General features: G+C 66.7%; 14 protein-coding genes. 3 read left to right on the top strand and 11 right to left on the bottom strand.

From position 1 onward, the window contains the following. Nucleotides 1-22: 22 nt before the first annotated feature. From bamA to rpsB, 9 genes are all read right to left on the bottom strand, one after another. Entirely contained in the window at nucleotides 23-2,329 is a 2,307-nt protein-coding gene (gene bamA, locus AK36_RS19310) for an outer membrane protein assembly factor BamA (RefSeq protein ID WP_011885136.1), read from the bottom strand. A 64-nt stretch (nucleotides 2,330-2,393) separates the two neighbouring features. After that, nucleotides 2,394-3,767: an RIP metalloprotease RseP gene (rseP, locus tag AK36_RS19305; protein ID WP_014723215.1), complete on the bottom strand. Its 1,374-nt coding sequence runs from the start codon at nucleotides 3,765-3,767 to the stop codon at nucleotides 2,394-2,396. Between the two features lie 11 nt (nucleotides 3,768-3,778). Further along, entirely contained in the window at nucleotides 3,779-4,975 is a 1,197-nt protein-coding gene (locus tag AK36_RS19300) for a 1-deoxy-D-xylulose-5-phosphate reductoisomerase (protein WP_045578981.1), read from the bottom strand. Nucleotides 4,976-4,990: 15 nt separating this feature from the next. Then, nucleotides 4,991-5,812: a phosphatidate cytidylyltransferase gene (locus tag AK36_RS19295; RefSeq protein WP_014723217.1), complete on the bottom strand. Its 822-nt coding sequence runs from the start codon at nucleotides 5,810-5,812 to the stop codon at nucleotides 4,991-4,993. Beyond that, the gene (gene uppS / locus AK36_RS19290; protein WP_011885140.1) at nucleotides 5,806-6,588 is read right to left on the bottom strand and encodes a polyprenyl diphosphate synthase; all 783 of its coding nucleotides are present in this window, start codon (nucleotides 6,586-6,588) and stop codon (nucleotides 5,806-5,808) included. Before uppS ends, AK36_RS19295 begins: the two co-directional genes overlap by 7 nt. A gap of 49 nt (nucleotides 6,589-6,637) precedes the next feature. Further along, nucleotides 6,638-7,198, bottom strand: a complete 561-nt coding sequence (gene frr / locus AK36_RS19285) for a ribosome recycling factor (RefSeq protein ID WP_014723218.1) — start codon at nucleotides 7,196-7,198, stop codon at nucleotides 6,638-6,640. Between the two features lie 102 nt (nucleotides 7,199-7,300). After that, the gene (gene pyrH / locus AK36_RS19280) at nucleotides 7,301-8,014 is read right to left on the bottom strand and encodes a UMP kinase (RefSeq protein WP_011885142.1); all 714 of its coding nucleotides are present in this window, start codon (nucleotides 8,012-8,014) and stop codon (nucleotides 7,301-7,303) included. Between the two features lie 156 nt (nucleotides 8,015-8,170). Next, nucleotides 8,171-9,052 (bottom strand): translation elongation factor Ts, encoded by an 882-nt coding sequence (gene tsf / locus AK36_RS19275; RefSeq protein WP_011885143.1) that lies wholly within the window; start codon nucleotides 9,050-9,052, stop codon nucleotides 8,171-8,173. 162 nt (nucleotides 9,053-9,214) lie between these two features. After that, entirely contained in the window at nucleotides 9,215-9,955 is a 741-nt protein-coding gene (gene rpsB / locus AK36_RS19270) for a 30S ribosomal protein S2 (RefSeq protein ID WP_011885144.1), read from the bottom strand. Nucleotides 9,956-10,326: 371 nt separating this feature from the next. Between rpsB and map the strand changes: the two genes are divergently transcribed. Genes map through AK36_RS31415 form a run of 3 tightly spaced genes read left to right on the top strand, consistent with a single transcriptional unit; the run spans nucleotide 10,327 to nucleotide 15,784 of the window. Continuing rightward, nucleotides 10,327-11,142, top strand: coding sequence for a type I methionyl aminopeptidase (gene map / locus AK36_RS19265; RefSeq protein ID WP_011885146.1), 816 nt, complete (start codon nucleotides 10,327-10,329; stop codon nucleotides 11,140-11,142). 51 nt (nucleotides 11,143-11,193) lie between these two features. Beyond that, on the top strand, nucleotides 11,194-13,773 hold the full coding sequence (locus tag AK36_RS19260; RefSeq protein ID WP_011885147.1) for a [protein-PII] uridylyltransferase: 2,580 nt from the start codon (nucleotides 11,194-11,196) through the stop codon (nucleotides 13,771-13,773). Between the two features lie 16 nt (nucleotides 13,774-13,789). Then, nucleotides 13,790-15,784, top strand: a complete 1,995-nt coding sequence (locus AK36_RS31415; protein ID WP_080938687.1) for a pseudouridine synthase — start codon at nucleotides 13,790-13,792, stop codon at nucleotides 15,782-15,784. Nucleotides 15,785-15,874: 90 nt separating this feature from the next. Here the strand turns inward: AK36_RS31415 and def are convergent, their stop codons facing one another. Both def and ligA read right to left on the bottom strand, forming a co-directional pair. Further along, nucleotides 15,875-16,408, bottom strand: a complete 534-nt coding sequence (def, locus tag AK36_RS19250; RefSeq protein ID WP_011885149.1) for a peptide deformylase — start codon at nucleotides 16,406-16,408, stop codon at nucleotides 15,875-15,877. Continuing rightward, nucleotides 16,405-18,480, bottom strand: coding sequence for an NAD-dependent DNA ligase LigA (gene ligA, locus AK36_RS19245; RefSeq protein ID WP_011885150.1), 2,076 nt, complete (start codon nucleotides 18,478-18,480; stop codon nucleotides 16,405-16,407). Before ligA ends, def begins: the two co-directional genes overlap by 4 nt. Nucleotides 18,481-18,525 lie beyond the last annotated feature (45 nt).

Below are 18,525 nucleotides of genomic sequence, written 5' to 3'. Positions count from 1 at the left end.
GTTGCTGTTGTCATGCGTTCGATCAGAACGCCGTCCCGATCTGGAACTGGAATTTCTGGTACTGGTCGCCCTCGTGCTTCTGCAGCGGGAAACCGAGGCTCAGCTTCAGCGGGCCGATCGGCGAGATCCACGCGAGGCCCACACCATAGCCGTAACGCAGACCGTTCGCGCCGGTACTCGTGCCGCCCGGCGCGTTGCCCCACACGTTGCCGCCGTCGATGAACGTGAACACGCGCAGCGTGCGATCGTAGCCGGTGCCCGGCAGCGGGAACGTCAGTTCGATGTTGCCGACCAGCATCTTCGAGCCGCCGATCGGGTCGTTCGTCTTGGTGTCGCGCGGGCCCAGCGAGCTCGGCTCGTAGCCACGCACGGAGCCGATACCGCCCGCGTAGTAGTTCTTGAAGATCGGGTACGGGTTGCCGATACCGTTGCCGTAGCCGCCCTGCAGGTTCAGGCCCAGGATGAAGCCGCGCGAGAACGAGTAGTAATACTGCGCCTGCAGGTCGGCCTTGTAGTACTGGATCTTGCCGACCGGCACGCCGTACTCGACGTTCGCCTGCGTGAAGTAGCCGCGGCTCGGGATCAGCGCGCTGTCGCGCGCGTCGCGCGACCACGCGACCGTCAGCGGCACGGTGTTCGACACGCGGCCGAACTCGTTCACGTAATCCTGGTAGCTCTGCGGCGTGTTCGAATCGACGTCGAGACGGTTCTGCTCGAAGCCCGCGCCGAAATAGACGGTGTCGACTTCCGAGAACGGAATGCCGAACTTCAGGTTGCCGCCCGCGCTGATGATGCGGAAGCTCGAGCTCGTCGAGTAGTACAGCGGCTGGTACGTGCGGTAGTAGACGTCGGTGATGCGCTTGATGCCGTCGACCGTGAAGTACGGGTCGACCTGCGTGACGGTCAGCGTGCGGTAGCTCTTCGCGGTGTTGACGTTCACCGACAGGCTCGTGCCCGAGCCGAACACGTTGTCCTGCGACACGCCGGCCGACAGCACGACCTTGTCCGTCGACGAGAAGCCCGCGCCCAGCGTGATCGCGCCGGTCGGCTTTTCGTCGACCTTCACGTTCACGTCGACCTGGTCGTTCGTGCCTTCGACCGGCACCGTCGTCACGTCGACGTTGGTGAAGTAGCCGAGACGGTTCACGCGGTCCTTCGACAGCGCGAGACGGTTCGAATCGAACCACGAGCTTTCGAGCTGGCGCATTTCGCGGCGCACGACTTCGTCGCGCGTGCGCGTGTTGCCGACCACGTTGATGCGGCGCACGTACACGCGGCGGCTCGGATCGACGACGAGGTTCAGGTTCACCTTGTGGTTCGCCTGATCGATGTCCGGCTGCGCGTTGACCGTCGCGAATGCGTAGCCGTATTCGCCGAGCTTGTCGACAATCGACTTGGTCGTCTGCTGCAGCTTCTCGGCCGAGAAACGATCGCCCGGCTTGATCTTGATCAGCTTGGTGAGTTCGGCTTCGCGATCGAGCAGGTTGCCCGACAGCTTGATGCCCGACACCGTGTACGGCTGGCCTTCATGCAGCGTGACCGTCAGGTACATGTCCTTCTTGTCGGGCGAGATCGACACCTGGGTCGACTCGATGTTGAACTCGAGGTAGCCGCGGTTCAGGTAGTACGAGCGCACGGCTTCGAGGTCGCCGGTCAGCTTTTCTTTCGAGTACAGGTCGTTCTTCGTGTACCACGAGAACCAGTTCGGCGTGGACAGCTGCATCTCGTCGCGCAGCGTGCTGGTGCTGAACGCCTTGTTGCCGATGAAGTTGATCTGGCGGATCTTCGCGCTCGGGCCTTCGGCGACCGCGAACAGGATCGACACGCGGTTCGCGTCGACCGGCGTGATCGTCGTCTTGACCTCGGCCGCGTAGAAGCCGCGCGTGAGGTACTGACGCTTGAGCTCCTGCTCCGCCTTGTCGACGAGCGCCTTGTCGTAGTAGCGGCCGTCGGCCAGACCCACCGCGCGCAGCGCCTTGGTCAGGTTGTCCTTGTCGAATTCCTTCGTGCCGGTGAAGTCGATCGACGCGATGGCCGGACGCTCCTGCACCTGCACGATCACGACGTTGCCTTGCGTGGCGACGCGCACGTCGTTGAAGAAGCCCGTCGCGTACAGCGCGCGGATTGCTTCGGATGCCTTGTCGTCGGTGAAGGTATCGCCCTGCTTGATCGGCAGGTACGCGAATACCGAACCGGGTTCGACGCGCTGCAAACCCTCGATCTTGATGTCTTGCACCACGAACGGTGCCGCTGCATGCGCCGCGAGGCCGTGCGCGGCGAGCGCGGCCGCTGCAACTGTCTTAGGTACAAAGCGATGAGGTTTGAACAACGTGCATCCCCAATATTTAGCTGCATCAAATCAGGCGGCGACCGACCGGCCGCCGCCTGACGCTTCAGAAATGGATTAACCGAGCCAGGTCGTTGAACAATGCGATCGCCGACAATGCGACGATGCAGATCAGCCCGGCTCTTTGCAGAATCAGCTGCCAGCGCTCCGAGACGGCTTTCCCGGTCGCGGCTTCAACCAGATAATATAACAGATGCCCCCCGTCCAAAACGGGAATCGGCAGCAAGTTCAGCACCCCGAGGCTAATGCTGACAAGGGCGAGGAACGATACGAAGGCCGACGGACCGAGCCGCGCGCTCTTGCCCGCATAGTCGGCGATCGTCACCGGGCCGGACAGATTCTTCAGCGATGCGTTGCCCGTGATCATCCGCCCGAACATCTTCAGCGAATAGACGGCGATGTCCCACGTGCGGTGCGCACCGAGCCGAACGCTGTCGAGCGGCCCGTAGCGCACGTCGACCGACGGCGTGTGCATCGACAGCGCCGCGCCGATGCGGCCGACCTGCTGGCCCGTCTCGTCGTCGCGCTGCAACTGCGGCACGATCGCTACCGTCTGCGTCGTACCGCCGCGCTCGACCTGCAGGTCGACCGCCCGGCCGGCGTGATGCTTCACCGCGTCGATGAAGCGCGACGCGCCGCCGATCGGCTGGCCGTCGAGCGCCAGCAGCTTGTCGCCGGCCTTCAGCCCCGCCCGCTCGGCCGCGCTGCCGGGCTGCACCGACGCGATCGACAGCGTGCCGCCGCCGGCCTCGAAGCCGAGGCGCGCCATGAAATCGTCATCGATGTCGCTCTCGGGGATATTGCGCAGATCGACGCGGAAGTCGAACGTCGCCGCGCCGCCGTCGCGCGCGCCGAGCACGACCTCACGATGGTCGAATGCGGCGGACAGCAGCTTCCAGCGCAAGTCGGACCACGAGCGCACCGGCACGGCGGCGCCGCCGTCGGCGTCGCGGATCGACACGATGGTCTCGCTGCCGTCGAAGCCCGCGCGGGCCGCGACCGTGCCGGCGGCCGGCGGCGCGACCAGCGCGGCCGGCTCGGTCACGCCGGTGGCGAATACCGCCGAAAACAGCACGATTGCCAACAGGAAGTTCGCGATCGGCCCGGCGGCGACGATCGCGATGCGCTTGAACACCGATTGGCGGTTGAACGCCTGGTCGAGCTCGTCCGGATTGATGCCGGGGCCCGGTTCGCGCTCGTCGAGCATCTTCACGTAGCCGCCGAGCGGCAACGCGGAGAGCGTCCACTCGGTGCCCGTGCGCGGGCTCACCCAGCGCGCGATGGGCTGGCCGAAGCCGATCGAGAAACGCAGCACCTTCACGCCGCACCAGCGCGCGACGCGATAATGTCCGTACTCATGCACGACGACCAGCACCCCGATCGCCACCGCAAACGCGACCAGTTCGACCAGCACGTTCATGAGCACCTCATTCAGACGATACGCTCCACGCGAGGCGCAGGCGCTTTTGCAATGAACCCGGCGGCAAGACGACGCGCGTCGGCATCGGCCGCCAGGACGTCGTCGAGCCCGTTCGGGCTGCGGTTCGGCAGTGCGTTGAGCACCGCGTCGACCGTCGCCGCGATCGCCATGAAGCCGATCCGGCGCTCGAGAAACGCTTCGACCGCGACTTCGTTCGCCGCGTTCAATGCGGCGCTCGCGATCCCGCCCTCTTCAAGCGCCTTCAGCGCGAGCGCGAGACACGGGAAGCGTGCGTAATCCGGCTTCTCGAACGACAGCTGCGCGATCTGCGCGAGGTCGAGCTGATCGACGCCGGCGTCGACGCGCTCCGGGAACGCGAGCGCGTGCGCGATCGGCGTACGCATGTCGGGGTTGCCGAGCTGCGCGAGCACCGACCCGTCGCGATACGACACCAGCGAATGGATCACGCTCTGCGGGTGGATCAGCACGTCGATCCGCTCGCCCGGCAGACCGAAGATCCAGTGCGCCTCGATCACCTCGAGGCCCTTGTTCATCATCGTCGCCGAATCGACGGAGATCTTGCGGCCCATCACCCAGTTCGGATGCTTGCACGCCTCGTCCGGCGTCACGTCGGCGAGCGTGGCCGGCTCGCGCGTGCGGAACGGGCCGCCCGACGCCGTCAGGATGATCTTCGAGATGCCGCCGTGCTCGTTCTCGTCGCGCGGCATGCACTGGAAGATCGCGTTGTGCTCGCTGTCGACCGGCAGCAGGATCGCGCCATGGTCGCGCACCGCGTCCATGAAGATCCCGCCCGACATCACCAGCGATTCCTTGTTCGCGAGCAGGATGCGCTTGCCCGCGCGCGCGGCCGCGAGGCTCGGCGCGAGGCCGGCCGCGCCGACGATCGCCGCGACGACCGTGTCGCAGCCGTCGCTCGCCGACACGTCGACGAGCGCCTGCGGACCATACAGCACCGTGGTCTTGCTGCCCGCGGCGCGCAGCTTTGCTTCGACGTGCGCGGCGGTCGCCGCGTCGCCGACCACCGCGACTTCCGGCGCGAAGCGCAGGCATTGCTCGACGAGCTTGTCGCCGTTGCGATGCGCGGTCAGCACGTACACCGAAAAACGCTCGGGATGGCGGGCGACCACGTCGAGCGTGCTGTCTCCGATCGAGCCCGTGGAACCGAGCAGTGTCAGACGTTTTTGCATAACAGAGATAGTGGATTAACCAAGCAGCAGCATTGCGAGCGGCAGCACCGGCAGCAGCGCGTCGACGCGATCGAGCACGCCGCCGTGACCGGGCAGCAGCCCGCTGGAGTCTTTCACGCCGGCCTGGCGCTTGAGCAGCGACTCGAACAGATCGCCGATCACGCTGTAGACGACGAGCAACGTCAGCGCGGCCCACGCACCGGGCATCCCGTAATGCGTGGCGAATGCGGAAAACAGGGTCGGCTCGAACCAGTGCGCGGCCATCGCGGCGCCCGCGACGACCATCACGGCGAGCCAGCCGCCGATCGCGCCCTCCCAGCTTTTACCGGGACTGATCGTGATTGCGAGCTTACGCTTGCCGAACGCCTTGCCTGCGAAGTATGCGCCGATATCGGCGAGCCAGACGACCAGCAGCAGCGACAGCACGAACGGCACGCCCTGCGCACGTGCGGCGACGAGCGCGTGCCAGCAGGCCGCGAACACCACGAAGCCGGCCGCGAGCAGGAACGGCCGCCACACAGCGCCCGCGAGCAGCGGCTTGCGCCGCAGCGCGAACGGGCCGACCAGCAGCCAGAACACGCCGGCTGCCATGAAAAGAGGACGGGACGAAGCCGCGCCGACGCCGAGCGGCACGGTCGCCGCGAGCGCGAGCGCGGCGGCGAGCGCATAGACGACGGCACCGGTCGCGCCGAGCTTCAGCAGCCGCGCCCATTCCCACGCGGCGAACACGAGCACGACGCCGATCAGCGCGCCGAAGCCGGCCAGCGGCGCGAACAGCGTCACCGGCAGCAGCACTGCAAGCATCACGACCGCCGTGATCACACGGGTCTTCAGCATGAAAGGGAATCGGCGTTTTGCGATTGCGGCTCGAGCTGGGCGCTGGTGCGCCCGAAACGGCGCTCGCGCTCGGTATACGACGCGATCGCATCGGCCAGCGCCGCGCCGTCGAAGTCCGGCCAGTATTTGTCGGTGAAGTAGAACTCGGCGTACGCGAGCTGCCACAGCAGGAAATTGCTGACGCGCTGCTCGCCGCCGGTGCGGATGAAGAGATCGGGCTCCGGCGCATAGGCCATCGCCAGGTGCGGCGCGAACGCTTCCTCGGTCACGTCGACCTCGCGGCCTTCGCGCACGGCCTGGGCGACGAGCTTCTTGGTCGCCTGCAGGATGTCCCAGCGGCCGCCGTAGTTCGCGGCGATCGTCAGCGTCAGGCGCGTGTTGCGCGCGGTCTTGGTTTCGGCGCGGCGGATCAGGTCGCGGATGCGCGGCTCGAAGCGATCGAGATCGCCGACCACCCGCAGGCGGATGCCGTTCGCATGCAGCTTGCCGATTTCGCGTTCGAGCGCGGTGATGAACAGCCGCATCAGGAACGACACTTCGTCGTTCGGGCGCCGCCAGTTCTCCGAACTGAACGCGAACAGCGTCAGATATTGGACGCCGGCGCGCGCACAGCCTTCGACCACCGACCGCACGGCGTCCACGCCGCGGGTGTGCCCGGCGACGCGCGGCAAGCGGCGTTCGGTTGCCCAACGGCCGTTGCCGTCCATGATGATCGCGATATGACGCGGCACGGCGCCGACGTCAGGCACGCGAACGGTAGAGCTGGTATAGGTCATGGCCGTTGAGACAGTAAGGCGGAATGAAGGCGGCGCGCGAGGACGGTCGTCAGACCGTCATGATCTCGGCTTCCTTGGTCTGCACGAGCTTGTCGATCTCGGCAACGTGCTTGTCCGTCAGCTTCTGCACGTCGTCGCTGGCACGACGCTCGTCGTCTTCCGAGATTTCCTTGTCCTTCACGAGCTTCTTGAGCGCTTCGTTCGCGTCGCGACGCAGGTTGCGGATCGCAACCTTCGCCGTCTCGCCTTCGCTCTTGACCACCTTGGTCAGCTCGCGGCGGCGCTCTTCGGTCAGCGCGGGCATCGGCACGCGGATCAGATCGCCGGACGTGGCGGGATTCAGGCCGAGATCGGCTTCGCGGATGGCCTTCTCGACCTTCGCGACCATGTTCTTTTCCCACGGCTGCACGCCGATCGTGCGTGCGTCGACGAGCGTCAGGTTCGCAACCTGCGAGATCGGCACCATCGAACCGTAGTAATCGACCTGCACGTGATCGAGCAGACCGGTGTGCGCACGGCCCGTGCGGATCTTTGCCAGATCGTTCTTGAACGCTTCGATCGAGCGCTGCATTTTCTGCTCTACGCCCTTCTTGACATCAGCGACACTCATTTCAACCTCCGAACCTTCCAACCTTCAAAGAACGCGGGCGGCGCCCGGCGCGTCACGCGCCTCGGCCGGCTGCCCACGCCGCTTGCCCGCATCCGCGGGAGTTTACACGTGGACGAGCGTACCTTCGTCCTCGCCCAGCACGATACGCTTGAGCGCACCCGGCTTGTTTATCGAAAACACGCGAATCGGCAGCTTCTGGTCGCGGCACAGCGCGAAGGCCGTCGCGTCCATCACCTGCAGATTGCGGCTGATCGCCTCGTCGAAGCTGATCGTCGTGTAGCGCGTGGCCGACGGATCCTTCTTCGGATCGGCAGAATATACGCCATCCACCTTGGTCGCCTTCAGCACCACCTCGGCGCCGACTTCCGAGCCGCGCAGCGCGGCGGCCGTGTCCGTCGTGAAGAACGGGTTGCCGGTGCCGGCCGCGAAGATCACGACCTTGCCTTCCTCGAGCTGACGGATCGCACGGGGCCGGATGTAGGGCTCGACGACCTGGTCCATCCGCAGCGCCGACTGCACGCGCGCGACGATGCCGGCGTGGCGCATCGCGTCCTGCAGCGCCAGCGCGTTCATCATCGTCGCCAGCATCCCCATGTAGTCGGCCGTCGCACGGTCCATGCCGGCCGCGCCGCCCGCGACACCGCGGAAAATGTTACCGCCGCCGATCACGACGGCCAGCTGCGTACCGAGACCCACGACTTCGGCGATATCCGCCACCATCCGCTCGATCGTCGCGCGATTGATGCCGAAGGCATCGTCGCCCATCAGCGCTTCGCCGGAGAGTTTGAGGAGGACGCGTTTATAGGCATTGGACATAGGGGCTTCCGAGCGACGAGAGGATGACAACCACGAACTGTAGGGGCGAAATACTGATTCGGGCAAGCGCCGACGACCGGACCGGGGTTCCCGGCCGGCCGGCGGCGGCGCCGGCCGCGGCGGAGCGGACGCCCGCCGCGGATACTGCCTGACTGCTTACTGCTGCTTTGCTGCTGCGACTTGCGCGGCCACTTCGGCGGCGAAGTCGTCCTGACGCTTCTCGATGCCTTCGCCGACGACGAACAGCGCGAACTTCTGCACTGCCGCATCCGCCGCCTTCAGCATCTGCTCGATCGTCTGCTTGTCGTTCTTCACGAACGTCTGGTTCAGCAGCGACACTTCCTTCAGGTACTTCTGGACGCTGCCGTCGACCATCTTCGCGACGATTTCGGCCGGCTTGCCCGATTCGGCAGCCTTCTGCTCGGCCACGCGGCGTTCCGTGTCGATCAGTTCAGCCGGGACGTCGGCTGCCGACAGGGCGACCGGCTTCATTGCCGCGATGTGCATCGCGACGTCCTTGCCGACCTGCTCTTCAGCACCCGTGTACTCGACGATCACGCCGATGCGCGCGCCGTGCAGGTACGTGGCGATCTTGTTCGCGGTTTCGAAGCGGACGAAACGGCGGATCGAGACGTTTTCGCCGATCTTGCCGATCAGCGCCAGACGGACTGCGTCGACCGTCGAGCCGTCGAGCGGCAGCGCCGACAGCGCAGCCACGTCGGCCGGGTTTTGCGTCGCGACGAGTTCTGCAACCGTCTTCGAGAATGCGAGGAAGTCGTCGTTCTTCGCGACGAAGTCGGTTTCGCAGTTCAGCTCGACCAGCGCGCCGGCATTGCCGCCGACGAACGATGCGACGACGCCTTCGGCCGTCACGCGCGATGCGGCCTTGCTCGCCTTGTTGCCGAGCTTGACGCGCAGCAGCTCTTCGGCCTTGGCCAGATCGCCGTCGGCTTCCGTCAGCGCCTTCTTGCACTCCATCATCGGTGCATCGGTCTTTGCGCGCAGTTCTGCCACCATGCTTGCGGTAATTGCCGCCATCATTCGCTCCTTGAGTCTGTATTCACCACACCGCCCGCTTGGACGCGAACGGCCGAATTTCGTTTCCGGACCCGCGCCGTTTCGGCGCGATCAGGTCCGGCGCACAAGCTTAAAAAAAGGGGGCCTGTTGAGAGCCCCCTTTTTGCGCCGGCTCGGGGCCAGTTACGCGTTTTCCTCGACGTATTCGTCGTCGCCGCGCACGGCCTGGACCACTTCGTTGACCGCGTTCGCACGGCCTTCGAGGATCGCGTCGGCCACGCCTTGCGCGTACAGCGCAACGGCCTTGCTCGAGTCGTCGTTACCCGGGATCACGTAGTCCACACCTTCCGGCGAGTGGTTCGTGTCGACCACGGCGATGACCGGCACGCCCAGCTTGTTCGCTTCGGTGACGGCAATCTTGTGGTAGCCAACGTCGATCACGAAGATCGCGTCCGGAATGCCGCCCATGTCCTTCACGCCGCCGATCGACTTTTGCAGCTTGGCGATTTCGCGTTCGAACAGCAGCGCTTCCTTCTTGCTCATCTTTTCGGTTTCACCCGCTTCGACGGCCGCTTCCATGTCCTTCAGGCGCTTGATCGACACCTTCAGCGTCTTGAAGTTGGTCATCATGCCGCCGAGCCAGCGCGCGTTGACGTACGGCATGCCCGCACGTTGCGCTTCCTGGGCGATCGTGTCACGCGACTGGCGCTTCGTGCCGACGAACAGGATCGTGCCGCGGTTCGCTGCCAGCTGGCGCACGTACTTCTGTGCGTCCGTGAACATCGGCAGCGTCTTTTCGAGGTTGATGATGTGAATCTTGTTGCGGTGACCGAAAATGAACGGAGCCATCTTCGGGTTCCAGAAGCGCGTCTGGTGACCGAAGTGGACACCTGCTTCCAGCATTTGGCGCATCGTGACTGCCATGTAAATTCTCCACGAGGGTTGGGTCTTAAGCCGGCTGCCGTACCGCCGCGCGAGCGCCCCGAAGGACCGCCATTCCGCGCGGCCGGCACCCTGGTTGCGCCGGCTTGCGATTCGGCACGTGCGAATGCGCGTGCCGCAAGTTCCTTCATCTCGATGCCACCCCAAAAAGCGGGCAACATTTGGATGTCGACTTAGCCAAAGAGTATAGCATGCCGATTTGTCGCCTCTCAAGTCGCGCACCACTTTCGCTTGCCGTGCGGCTGCCGGCCGAACAATCGGCGAAAACCCGCACGCGCCCGATCGGCAGGGGCTGCGACCGCAGCCATAAGGTGCGATAATCCGTCAATTCACCGCATTCCAGGCATACCTCGATGGCTATTACGCTCAAAAACGAACACGACATCGCGCAGATGCGTGTCGCCTGCCGTCTCGCGAGCGAAGTGCTCGACTTCATCACGCCGCACGTCGTCGCGGGCGTCACGACCGCCGAGCTCGATCGGCTCTGTCACGAATTCATGCTGAACGAGCAGGGCACGGTTCCCGCGCCGCTCAACTATCAGCCGCCCGGCTATCCGCCGTACCCGAAGGCCACCTGCATTTCGGTCAACGACGTGATCTGCCACGGCATTCCGGGCGAGAAGGTGCTGAAGAACGGCGACGCGCTGAACATCGACATCACCGTGATCAAGAACGGCTACTTCGGCGACACCAGCCGGATGTTCATCGTCGGCGAGGGCTCGATCCTCGCGAAGCGCCTGGTGCAGACGACCTACGAGTGCATGTGGCTCGGCATCGACCAGGTCAAGCCCGGCGCGCACCTCGGCGACATCGGCCACGCGATCCAGAAACATGCGGAAGCGCAGGGCTACAGCGTCGTGCGCGAATACTGCGGCCACGGCATCGGCACGGTGTTCCACGAAGATCCGCAGGTCGTCCACTACGGCCGGCCGGGCACCGGCATCGAGCTGAAGGCCGGGATGATCTTCACGATCGAGCCGATGATCAACGCCGGCAAGCGCGACATCCGCACGATGCCCGACCAGTGGACGGTCAAGACGCGCGATCGCAGCCTGTCCGCGCAATGGGAGCACACGGTGCTCGTGACCGACACCGGCTACGAAGTGCTGACCGTGTCGGCCGGCACGCCGGCGCGCCCCGTGTTCGCGCAACCGGCCGCCGCGGTCTGAGCGCCGCCGCGCCGCCCGCCCCACCCAGCTTTCTCATCTGAACGGCCGCCCATGAGCGCTCACGCCGCCCCCTCGCCCGAAGCGCTGTCGCGGCGCGCCGAATTCAAGGCCGCCAAGGCCGACCTGCTCGAGCGCTTTCGCAGCGCGACCAACGTCACGTCGCTGATGCACGCGCTGTCGAAACTCACCGACAGCGCACTGAAACGCGTATGGGACGACTGCGGGCTGCCCGCGACGCTCGCGCTGGTCGCCGTCGGCGGCTACGGGCGCGGCGAACTCGCGCCCCACTCCGACGTCGACATCCTCGTCCTGCTGCCCGATGCGCACGATCCGGCGCTCGATGCGCGCATCGAGCGCTTCATCGGGATGGCGTGGGATCTCGGCCTCGAGATCGGCAGCAGCGTACGGACGGTCGCGCAATGTATCGAAGAGGCGTCGCAGGACGTCACCGTGCAGACCTCGCTGCTCGAGGCGCGCCGCATCTTCGGCAGCACCGCGTTGTTCGAGCGCTTCACCGTTCGCTATCACGAAGAGGCGCTCGATGCGCGCGCCTTCTTCACCGCGAAGGTGCTCGAGATGCGTCAGCGCCACGCGAAGTTCCAGGACACGCCGTACAGCCTCGAACCGAACGTGAAGGAAAGCCCCGGCGGGCTGCGCGACCTGCAGACCATCCTCTGGATCGCGCGCGCGGCCGGCTTCGGCAGCAGCTGGCGCGAGCTCGACACGCGCGGCCTCATCACCGAGCGCGAGGCGCGCGAGCTGCGCCGCAACGAAGGGTTCCTGAAGGCGCTGCGCGCGCGGCTGCACGTGATCGCCGGCCGCCGTCAGGACGTGCTCGTGTTCGACCTGCAGACGCAGGCCGCCGAGAGCTTCGGCTATCGGCCGACGCAGGCCAAGCGCGCGAGCGAGCAGCTGATGCGCCGCTACTACTGGGCGGCGAAGGCCGTCACGCAGCTCGCGACGATCCTGATCCAGAACATCGAGGCGCAGCTGTTCCCCGCGACGAGCGGCATCACGCGCGTGCTGTCGCACGATCGTTTCGTCGAGAAGCAAGGCATGCTCGAGATCGTCGACGACGGCGTGTTCGAGCGCCATCCCGACGCGATCCTCGAAGCGTTCCTGCTGTACGAGACGACGCGCGGCGTGAAGGGTCTGTCGGCCCGCACGCTGCGCGCGCTGTACAACTCGCGCGAAATCATGAACGACACGTGGCGGCGCGATGCGCAGAACCGCCACACGTTCATGCAGATCCTGCAGCAGCCCGAAGGCATCACGCATGCGTTCCGGCTGATGAACCAGACCAGCGTGCTCGGCCGCTATCTGCTGAATTTTCGCCGCATCGTCGGCCAGATGCAGCACGACCTATATCACGTGTACACGGTCGACCAGCACATCCTCATGGTGTTGCGCAACATCCGCCGCTTCGCGGTGGCCGAGCATGCGCACGAATATCCGTTCTGCAGCCAGCTGATCGGCAATTTCGAGCGCCCGTGGGTGCTCTACGTCGCGGCGCTGTTCCACGACATCGCGAAGGGCCGCGGCGGCGATCACTCGACGCTCGGCATGGCCGACGCGCGACGCTTCTGCCGCGAACACGGCATCGGCGGCGACGATGCGGCGCTGATCGTATGGCTGGTCCAGCATCACCTGACGATGAGCCAGGTCGCGCAGAAGCAGGACACGAGCGACCCGGAAGTGATCAAGCGCTTCGCCGCGATCGTCGGCAACGAACGCTACCTGACCGCGCTCTATCTGCTGACCGTTGCCGATATCCGCGGCACCAGCCCGAAGGTGTGGAACACCTGGAAGGGCAAGCTGCTCGAGGATCTGTACCGCATCACGCTCGCGGTGCTCGGCGGCGCGAAGCCCGACGCGCATTCGGAACTGAAGTCGCGCCAGGAGCAGGCGCTCGCGTTGCTGCGCCTCGAGACCGTGCCCGACGACGCGCATCGCGCGCTGTGGGATCAGCTCGACGTCGGCTTCTTCCTGCGTCACGACGCGGCCGACATCGCGTGGCAGACGCGCGTGCTGTACCGCCACGTGAACGCCGAGACCGCGATCGTGCGGGCGCGGCCGTCGCCGATCGGCGACGCGCTGCAGGTGCTCGTGTACGTGAAGGACCGCCCAGACCTGTTCGCGGGCATCTGCGCGTACTTCGACCGCAACGGGCTGTCGGTGCTCGATGCCCGCGTCAGCACGACGCGGCACGGCTACGCGCTCGACAACTTCATCGTCACGCAGACCGAGCGCGACGTGCGCTACCGCGACATCGCGAATCTCGTCGAACAGCAGCTCGCGACGCGGCTCGCCGAAACCGCGCCGCTGCCGGAGCCGTCGAAGGGCCGCCTGTCGCGACTGTCCCGCACTTTTCCGATCACGCCGCGCGTCGACCTGCGGGCCGACGAGCGCGGCCAGTACTACATCCTGTCCGTGTCCGCGAACGACCGGCCGGGCCTTCTCTATTCGATCGCGCGCGTGCTGGCCGAGCATCGGGTCGGCGTCCATGCGGCGCGGATCAATACGCTCGGCGAACGCGTCGAGGACATCTTCCTGCTCGATGGTGCCGGCCTGTCCGACAACCGCCTGCAGATCCAGCTCGAAACCGAATTGCTGCGCGCGATCGCAGTCTGAATGAATCCCAGCGTTTATGCGCACCAAATTGACCGTCAAGAATCCGCGGCCGGCGTCGCCGACCCGCGCACCCGTCCGCTCCGGCAGCCTCGTCGCCCGCAAGGCCGTGCGCCCCGCCGCGCCGGCCCCCGGCGACAAGCCGCCGCGTGCGCAGAAGCCCGCCGCGGCCGGCGCCGGCAAGCGTGCCGCCGAGTCGCGCGACGCGCAACGGCCGGGCGCGGATCGCGCGCCGCGTGACGCCGGCGCAGCGCGCGGCGACGCGCGGCCGTACCGCAGCGCCGACGGCAAGCCGGAGGCGCGGCCGCGCCGTGCAGGCGCCGAAGGCGGTGCGCGTGCGCCGTATCGCGACAAGGATGCCGGCGAAAGCGCGAAGCGCAGCTTCGGCGAGCGTCGCGCGACCGGCGACCGCCCGGCACGTCCCACGCGCGACGACGATCGCCCGCGCCGCGCAGGTGGCGAAGGCGGCGCACGCGCGCCGTATCGCGACAAGGCAGCCGGCGAAGGTGCGAAGCGCAGCTTCGGCGACCGCCCCGCACGTCCCGCTCGCGATGACGATCGCCCGCGCCGCACAGGTGGCGAAGGCGGCGCACGCGCGCCGTATCGCGACAAGGCAGCCGGCGAAGGCGCGAAGCGCAGCTTCGGCGACCGCCCCGCACGTCCCGCTCGCGATGACGATCGCCCGCGCCGCACAGGTGGCGAAGGCGGCGCACGCGCGCCGTATCGCGACAAGGCAGCCGGTGAAGGCGCGAAGCGCAGCTTCGGCGACCGTCCGGCGCGTCCCGCACGCGATGACGATCGCCCGCGCCGCGCAGGTAGCGAAGGCGGCGCACGCGCGCCATATCGCGACAAGGCGGCCGGTGAAGGCGCGAAGCGCAGCTTCGGCGACCGCCCGGCACGTCCCGCACGCGATGACGATCGCCCGCGCCGCGCAGGTGGCGAAGGCGGCGCACGCGCGCCGTATCGCGACAAGGCGGCCGGTGAAGGCGCGAAGCGCAGCTTCGGTGACCGCCCGGCGCGTCCCGCACGCAATGACGATGCACGCCCGCGCCGCGCAGGCGCCGAAGGCGGCGCACGCGCGCCTTACCGCGACAAGGCAGCCGGCGCGGGCGCAAAGCGCAGCTTCGGCGACCGCCCCGCGCGCCCGGCACGCCCCACCGAGCGCAGCAGCACCGAGCGCCGCGCGAGCAGCCCCGCGCTGAAAACCACCCAGCCGGTCAAGCACCGCGCCGCCGACATCGATCACGGTGACGAAACGGGCCTGATGCGGCTGTCGAAGCGCATGTCGGAACTCGGCCTGTGCTCGCGTCGCGAAGCCGACGAATGGATCGAACAGGGTTGGGTCCTCGTCGACGGCGAACGCATCGACACGCTCGGCACCAAGGTGCGCCCGGATCAGAAGATCGAGATCGACGAGCGCGCAAGCGCCGCGCAGGCCGCGCAAGTGACGATCCTGCTGCACAAGCCGGTCGGATATGTGTCGGGCCAGGCGGAAGACGGCTACGAGCCCGCATCGGTGCTGATCACGCGCGCGAACCAGTGGAGCGGCGACCGTTCGCAGATTCGCTTCTCGCCGCAGCACCTGCACGCGCTCGCGCCGGCGGGACGGCTCGACATCGATTCGACCGGGCTGCTCGTGCTGACGCAGAACGGCCGGATCGCGAAGCAGCTGATCGGCGAACAGTCGGACATCGACAAGGAGTATCTGGTGCGCGTGCGTTACGGCGAACACCTGATCGACATCGACCAGCACTTCCCCGCCGAATCGCTCGCGAAGCTGCGCCACGGCCTCGAGCTCGACGGCGTCCCGCTGAAGCCGGCGATGGTCAGCTGGCAGAACGGCGAGCAGTTGCGCTTCGTGCTGCGCGAAGGCAAGAAGCGTCAGATCCGCCGCATGTGCGAGATGGTCGGCCTCGAAGTGATCGGCCTGAAGCGCGTGCGGATGGGCCGCGTGATGCTCGGCGCGCTGCCGCAAGGCCAGTGGCGCTATCTGTCGCCCGACGAGTCGTTCTGACGGCCCGCACGCACTTGCCTCGTGCACGAAGAACAAAGCCCGCTGCACGCGGGCTTTGTTCGTTTACAGCGGGACATCGCCGCGCGATCGTCAGTCGTCGTCGCTCGGATCGAGCCCCGGGAACAGCACGTCGGTGAACCCGAAGCGCGTGAAATCGGTGATCCGCATCGGATAAAGCTTGCCGATCAGATGATCGTATTCGTGCTGCACGACGCGCGCATGGAAGCCTTCGGCGACGCGGTCGATCTTCGCGCCGAACTGGTCGTAGCCGACGTAGCGGACCTTCGCATAACGGCTCACCACGCCGCGCATGCCGGGCACCGACAGGCAGCCCTCCCAGCCCTCCTCCATGTCCGGCGGCATGTATTCGACCTTCGGATTGATCAGCACCGTCTCGGGCACCGGCGGCGCGTCCGGATAGCGGTTGTTGTTGCCGAAGCCGAAGATGATGATCTGCAGCCCGATGCCGATCTGCGGCGCGGCGAGCCCCGCTCCGTTCGCGTGATGCATCGTCTCGAACATGTCCGCGACGATCTCGTGCAGCTCCGGCGTATCGAACTGTCCGACCGGCTCGGCGATTTCGAGCAGGCGCGGGTCGCCCATCTTCAGGATCTCGCGAATCATTGCGTATTGCCCTCCAGGAGTTGGTGCAGTCCGTCTTCGTCGAGCACCGGGATACCGAGTTCCTCGGCCTTCGCGAGCTTGCTGCCGGCTTCGGCGCCCGCGACCACGTAATCCGTCTTCTTCGATACCGAGCCGGCCACCTTCGCGCCGGCCGCTTCGAGCATCTCCTTCGCCGCGTCGCGCGTGAGCGTCGGCAAGGTGCCGGTCAGCACGACCGTCTTGCCGGCGAGCACGCCTTGCGGCGCCTTCGGCGCGGGCGGCCCTTCCGGCCACGTGACCTTGCCGGGCGCGCGCAACTGGTCGATCACCGTACGGTTGTGCTCCTCCGCGAAGAACTGGTGGATCGACTCGGCGACGATCGGCCCGACGTCGTTGACTTCGAGCAGTTCCTCGATCGACGCGTCCATGATCGGATCGAGCGAGCCGAAATGCTTCGCGAGATCCTTCGCGGTCGATTCGCCGACGTGGCGAATGCCGAGCCCGTAAATGAAGCGCGCGAGCGTCGTGTGCTTCGCCTTCTCGAGCGAATCGAGCAGATTCTGCGCGGACTTTTCAGCGAAGCGGTCGAGCTCCGCGAGCGTCGCGAAACCGAGATTGAACAGGTCGGCCGGCGTGCGCACGAGGTTCAGCTCGACCAGCTGATCGATGATCTTCTCGCCGAGCCCGTCGATGTCGAGCGCGCGGCGCTGCGCGAAGTGCCACAGCGCCTGCTTGCGCTGCGCCGGGCAGAACAGGCCGCCCGTGCAGCGCGCGATCGCCTCGTCCGGCAGGCGCTCGATCTTCGAGCCGCACACCGGGCACTCGGTCGGCATCACGAATTCGGCCGCGTCGACCGGCCGGCGCTCGAGCAGCGCGCCGACGACCTCCGGAATCACGTCGCCTGCGCGCCGCACGATCACGGTGTCGCCGATCCGGATGTCTTTCCGGCGCACTTCGTCCTCGTTGTGCAGCGTCGCGTTGGTCACCGTCGCGCCGCCGACGAACACCGGCTCGAGCCGCGCGACCGGCGTGATCGCGCCGGTGCGGCCGACCTGCACGTCGATCGCGACGAGCTTCGTCAGCGCTTCCTGCGCGGGGAATTTGTGCGCGAGCGCGAAGCGCGGCGCGCGCGATACGAAGCCGAGGCGGTCCTGCTCATCGCGCCGGTTCACCTTGTAGACGACGCCGTCGATGTCGTACGGCAGCGATTCGCGCCGCTCGCCGACCTTGCGGAAGAATTCGAGCAACCCCTGCGCGCCGCGCACGACGGCGCGTTCGCGGTTCACCGGCAGGCCGAGCGCTTCGTACCAGTCGAGCAGCGCGCTGTGGGTATCGGGCATCGGCATCCCGTCGAGCACGCCGATCCCGTACGAGAAGAACGACAGCGGACGCTGCGCGGTGATCTTCGGATCGAGCTGGCGCAGGCTGCCGGCCGCCGCGTTGCGCGGGTTCGCGAATTCGCGCTGCTCGGCCGCCCGCTGGCGTTCGTTCAGGCGCGCGAAATCGCGTTTGAACATCAGCACTTCGCCGCGCACGTCGAGCAGCGCGGGCACGTGGGCGCCCTTCAGCTTCAGCGGAATCGAGCGGATCGTGCGCACGTTCTCGGTCACGTCCTCGCCGGTCGTGCCGTCGCCGCGCGTCGACGCCTGCACGAACACGCCGCGCTCGTAGCGCAGCGAAATGGCGAGCCCGTCGAACTTCAGCTCGCACGCGTATTCGACGGGGTCCGTCACCGAGCCGGCGAGATCGGTCGGCTTGTCGAGCGCATCGGCGACGCGCTTGTCGAACGCGACGATGTCGTCGTCGCTGAAGCCGTTGTTCAGCGACAGCATCGGCGCGTCGTGAACGACCGGCGTGAACCCGCTCGCCACTGCGCCGCCGACGCGCTGCGTCGGCGAATCGGGCGTCACGAGTTCGGGATGATCGGCTTCGAGTTGCTGCAGCTCGCCGAACAGTCGATCGTATTCGGCGTCGGGCAGGTCCGGCTGATCGAGCACGTAGTAGGCGTAGTTCGCCCGCTCGAGTTGATCGCGCAGCCACGCGGCGCGCGCGTCGGGCTGGCTGGCTGGCGGTTCGGCTTGGGTTCGGGCCATGCTGGCGGCAGGTGCGTTCTGAAAAATCGGAATTCCGATTATCTC

The sequence above is a fragment of the Burkholderia vietnamiensis LMG 10929 genome (assembly GCF_000959445.1).
Taxonomy (GTDB): domain Bacteria; phylum Pseudomonadota; class Gammaproteobacteria; order Burkholderiales; family Burkholderiaceae; genus Burkholderia; species Burkholderia vietnamiensis.
The sequence above is the reverse complement of the archived record's forward strand: the minus strand, read 5'-3'. Positions and strand labels throughout refer to the sequence as shown.